We start from the raw sequence: 5637 nt of genomic DNA, 5'->3' as shown, positions 1-5637 counted from the left end.
TGCTGGGATGTGCGCCGGGCTCCGGAGGCGTTCCGGTACCTGAGTCAGGCCCGCAACGTCGGCAAGGTCGTCCTGACATTCCCGGCCACCGAGCTCAGCGGGACGGTCCTGGTGACCGGCGCCTCGGGAGCCCTCGGCGGACTCGTCGCCCGCCACCTGGCGGCCCGTGGCCCGGCGAACCTGATGCTGCTCTCCCGGCGCGGACCCGAAGCCCCCGGGATGGGCCGGTTGGCCGCCGAGCTCGCCGTCCAGGGCGTGCAGGTCCAGCTGCGCGCCGCTGACGTCGCGGACCGCGACCACCTGGCCACGGTGATCGCCGGGGTGCCGGCCGAGGCGCCGCTGCGCGGTGTCGTACACGCCGCTGGAGTGCTGGACGACGGGCTGATCGGTGCACTGACGCCGACCCGGATGCATACGGTGATGCGGGCGAAGGTCGACGGCGCCTGGCACCTCCACGAGCTGACCAGGACCCATGATCTGAGCCTGTTCGCGGTGTTCTCCTCGATCGCCGGGATCTGGGGCAGCCCCGGCCAGGGCAATTACGCGGCGGCGAACACCTTCCTTGACGCCCTGGCCGCTCACCGGCGCGGCGAAGGGCTGCCCTCGGTGTCCCTGGCCTGGGGGCCGTGGCAGCTCGCGGAGGCCGGGACCGGAGGGATGACCGGGCACCTCACGCCGGCCGACTGGCAGCGGATGGCCGCCCAGGGCCTGCGACCGCTGAGCGGCGCCGACGGTCTCGCCCTGCTGGGCGCCGTGACAGGCCCGCCGAGCCCGGCGGCGGACGGATCTCGCGCCCTGCTGATCCCGGCCCGGCTCGACCGATCGAGCCGGCGCCGTCGCGGACCGGGAACGCACCCCCTGCTGTCCGGGCTGATCCCCGCTTCGAGCACGCGGAGCACGGCCCGGCGCACGGCCGGGGCGATCAGCGCCGGCGGCGGCACCGGCCTCGCCGTCCGGCTGGCCGCGCTGTCCTCGGCCGAACGGGTGGAGACCGTCCGGGAGATGGTTCTCGGCCAGGCCGCTCGCGTCCTGGGGATGGCCGGGCCGGAGTCGATGGATGCCGGTCGGTCGTTCCGTGAGCTGGGTTTTGATTCGTTGACGGCTGTGGAGTTGCGTAATCGGCTGGGTGAGGTGACCGGTCTGCGTCTTCCTGCCACGCTGGTCTTCGACTATCCGACGCCGTCGGCGTTGGTCGGGTTCGTTCTTACCGAATTGCTCGGTGACGTCACTGCGGTGGCACTGCCCACGGCGCGGGCAGACGTTCAGGACGACGATGATCCGGTGGTGATCGTCGGGATCGGCTGCCGCTTCCCCGGTGGCGTCGGCTCGGCGGGCGAGCTCTGGGGCCTGCTGTCCTCGGAAACGGATGCCGTGACCGGATTCCCGGTGAACCGGGGACCGGCCTGGGAAGGCGTCGTCGACCCGGACCCGGCCGCCCCGGGGAAGAGTTACGCAGATGTCGGTGGATTCCTGCACGACGCCGGGGATTTCGACGCGCAGTTCTTCGGGATCTCGCCGCGTGAGGCGCTGGCGATGGATCCGCAGCAGCGGCTGCTGCTGGAGACGTCCTGGGAGGCGTTGGAGGACGCCGGAATCGACCCGGGGTCATTGCCGGGCAGCTCGACCGGGGTGTTCACGGGGCTGATCTACCACGACTACAGCACCGGAGGCTCAGCCCCCGAGGAAGTGGAAGGGTACGTCAGCACCGGGAATTCGGGTGGGGTGGCGTCCGGGCGGGTCGCGTACGCGCTCGGTCTGGAGGGTCCGGCGGTGACGGTGGACACGGCGTGTTCGTCGTCGCTGGTGGCCTTGCACCTGGCGGTTCAGGCGCTGAGGTCGGGGGAGTGCAGTCTGGCTTTGGCCGGTGGGGCGACGGTGATGGCGACCCCGAGCACCTTCGTGGAGTTCTCGCGGCAGCGGGGGTTGGCCGTGGATGGTCGGTGCAAGGCGTATGCGGATGCGGCTGACGGGACGGGTTGGGGGGAGGGTGTCGGGGTCCTGGTGGTGGAGCGGCTTTCGGATGCGCGTCGGCTTGGGCATCGGGTGCTGGCGGTGGTTCGGGGGTCGGCGGTCAATCAGGATGGTGCGTCGAATGGTTTGACGGCACCGAATGGTCCGTCGCAGCAGCGGGTGATCCGGGCGGCGCTGGCCAACGCCGGGCTGCAGCCGGACGATATCGACGTCGTCGAGGGGCATGGGACCGGTACTCGGCTGGGCGATCCGATCGAGGCCCAGGCGGTGCTGGCCACCTATGGTCAGGGCCGGGACGCCGGCAGTCCGGTGCTGCTGGGTTCGGTGAAGTCGAACATCGGTCACACCCAGGCGGCGGCCGGGGTGGCCGGGATCATCAAGATGGTGCAGGCGATGGCCCACGGCGTCGTCCCGGCGACATTGCATGTGGACGCTCCCTCGTCACAGGTGGACTGGGAGTCGGGCGCGGTCGAACTGGTCACCGATGCGACCCCCTGGCCCCAGACGAACCGCCCACGCCGGGCCGCGATCTCGTCGTTCGGCTTCTCCGGTACGAACGCGCACGTCATCATCGAGCAACCCGCAGAAATCCCCCACAACCAGGACGACACCGAGACGCTGCCGGTCGTTCCCTGGGTGATCTCCGCCCGCAACGCCACCGGGCTGGCCGCACAGGCCCAACGGCTGCACGGCCACCTGATCTCCCGGCCCGAGCTGGACCCGGTGGACGTCGGCTGGTCCCTGGCCACGACCCGCGCGAACCTCGACCACCGCGCCGTGCTCGTCGGGGCCGATAGCGCCGAACTCGTCGCACGTCTGACCGCCCTGGCCGGATCGGCGGACGCGCCGCCGGCCGGTGTGCTGACGGGGAGCGCCGGTTCGGTGGGTAAGGTCGCGTTCCTGTTCACGGGCCAGGGCGCTCAGCGAGTGGGGATGGGCCGGCAGCTGTACGCCGCGTATCCGGTGTTCGCGCGGGCCTTCGACGCGGTCTGCGCGAGTCTGGACGAGCACCTGGACCAGCCGGGGCCATCGTTGACAGCGGTCATCGGTGGCGCCGGTCGTATCGATGACACGGTGTGGGCGCAGGCGGGGCTGTTCGCGGTCGAGGTGGCGCTGTTCCGGTTGCTGGAGTCGTGGGGCGTGACCCCGGCGATGGTGGCCGGTCACTCCATCGGCGAGCTGGCCGCCGCTTACGTGGCCGGGATCTGGTCTCTCTCGGACGCGTGCGCCGTGGTCGGCGCGCGGGGCCGGTTGATGCAGGCGCTGCCCCCCGGCGGGGCGATGCTGGCGGTGCAGGCGGGTGAGGACGACGTCCGTACGGTTCTGGCCGGGGTCGAGGGCGTGGGTGTCGCGGCGGTCAACGGCCCGGCCGCCGTGGTGGTGTCCGGTACGGAGCGATCGGTGGCGGAGGTCGCCGACGCGTTCACCGCCCAGGGTGTACGGGTGCGGCATCTGCGGGTGTCGCATGCCTTCCACTCGGCGTTGATGGAGCCGATGCTGGCGGAGTTCGGGCGGGTCACCGCGTCGGTGTCGTACAGCACGCCACAGATCCCGCTGGTGTCGACGCTGACCGGCCAGGTGGTCAGCGATGAGGTGACGGATCCGGCGTACTGGGTGCGCCAGGTGCGCGAGCCGGTGCGGTTCGCCGACGCCGTCAGCACGCTGCGGGACAGCGGGGCGCGCACGTTCGTCGAGCTCGGCCCGGACGGTGTGTTGTCCGCCCTCGGCCCGCAGACCGCCGCCGTCTCGGGTACGACCCCGAGTCCGGCGGACGCCGAGGACTGGATTCCGGCCCTCCGCCGCGACCGGGACGAGCCCGCGACCCTGGTGACGGCCCTCGGCCGGTTGTACGCCCGGGGCGCGACCGTCGACTGGCCCCGCTTCTACGCCGGGACCGGGGCGGCCCGAGTCGACCTGCCCACCTACGCCTTCACCCGGCAGCGCTACTGGCTGAGCTCCGGCGGGGCCCTGGGCGACGCCGCCGGTCTGGGGCTGGGCTCGTCCGGTCATCCGTTGCTGGGCGCGGCCGTGAACCTGCCGGCCAGCGGGGGGCTGGTGCTGACCGGCAGGCTCTCGCTGAGTGCCCAGCCGTGGCTGGGCGAGCACGTGGTCGCCGGTCGGGCGATCCTGCCCGGCGCGGCCCTGGTGGAGATGGCGATCCGGGCCGGGGACGAGATCGGGCGGCCCCGGCTCGCCGAGCTGGTGATCGAAGCGCCCCTGGTCCTGCCGGACCGGGGCGGCATCCGGGTTCAGGTCACGGTCGACTCGATCGAGTCGGACGACGACGCCCGGCGCAGTGCGGTCGCGGTCTACTCCCAGCCGGAGCAGGAGGACCCGGCCGGCGCCTGGACCCGGCACGCCACCGGCATCCTCACCTCGGCCGACAGCATGGACGCCACCGCGCTGGGGCACCCGGCCGTTCTCGCCACGGCTGAGGACATGGACGGGGCCCAGCCGGGTTCCTGGCCGCCCGTTGGGGCTGTCGTACAGGATCTGGAGGGTTTCTATCCCGCGCTGGCCGCCGCCGGGCTGAGCTACGGGCCGCTGTTCCAGGGGGTGCGGAAGCTCTGGCGGCGCGGTGATGAGGTCTTCGCGGAGATCGCCCTCGCCGATGACGCCCCCGTCGCCGGGTTCGGGCTGCACCCGGCCCTGCTCGACGCCGCCCTGCACCCGATCTCGGCCACCGGCTCGACGTCCGGCCAGGACGGTCCCGGACGCGGCCCGTTGCTGCCCTTCGCCTGGACCGATGTGGTCGTACACGCGACCGGTGCCCGTGCGGCCCGGGTGCGCCTGGCACCGACCCCGACCGGCGACGGGATGTCGCTGACCCTGGCCGATGAGACCGGCGCGCTGATCGCGGCGGTGGGCGGGCTGGCCCTGCGCCCGCTTCCGGCGGCTCGGGCGGGCTCGGCCGTCACCGGCGAGGCGCTGTTCACCCTTGACTGGGTCCCGGCGCGCTCTGCCGAAGGCCAGAAAGATCACGAGTCTGCGGACCTGAGTCGCTGGGCCGTGCTGAGCCCCGGCGACCCAGCACCGTTCGGCGAGCTCTCCGGCGCCGCGAGGTACTCCGGCATCGGCGAGTTGACGGCGGCGGTGGCCGCCGGACGGCCGGCCCCGGACACCGTCGTCATCGGCTGCCCGACACGGTTCGAGGGCGCCGGTGTCGGCGACCGGGCGCGTGCGGCGGCGGCCCGCGCCCTTGGCGTCGTGCAGGAATGGCTGGCGGCCGAGAATCTGGCCGGGGCCCGGCTGGTGATGGTCACCGAGCGCGCGGTCGACGCCGGCTCCGGCTCCGGCGACGTCCCGATCGAGATGTCCGGCTCCGCAGTCTGGGGATTGGTACGAGTCGCCGCCGGCGAGAACCCGGGCCGACTGGTCCTCGTGGACCTCGACGTCGACCCCGGCGCCGACGGCGCGGGAGACCTGGTCCGCGCGGCCGTGGCCACCGGGGAGGCGCAGGTCGCCGTCCGGGGCGGTCAGCTCCTGGTCCCGCGCTTGGCGCCGGTGAGCTCGGCGACCGCCCTTGAGGTGCCGCCGAACACGGACACCTGGCGGCTGGACTTCACCGAGCGCGGCACGCTCCAGAACTTGACCTTGGTTCCCGTTGGTGGTGATGGGGGTTTGGGTGTTGGTGAGGTGCGGGTGGGTTTGCGGGCTGGTGGGGTG

1 protein-coding gene is annotated in these 5637 nt (G+C 72.7%); it reads left to right on the top strand.

Annotated features, from left to right (window positions below; translation table 11 throughout):
- Window positions 1-5637: SDR family NAD(P)-dependent oxidoreductase (locus tag ACTMTF_RS49185; RefSeq protein WP_441117005.1), on the top strand; the 5637-nt coding region annotated here is incomplete at both ends.

This window comes from Nonomuraea sp. ZG12 (assembly GCF_052068115.1).
Taxonomy (GTDB): domain Bacteria; phylum Actinomycetota; class Actinomycetes; order Streptosporangiales; family Streptosporangiaceae; genus Nonomuraea.
The sequence above is the reverse complement of the archived record's forward strand: the minus strand, read 5'-3'. Positions and strand labels throughout refer to the sequence as shown.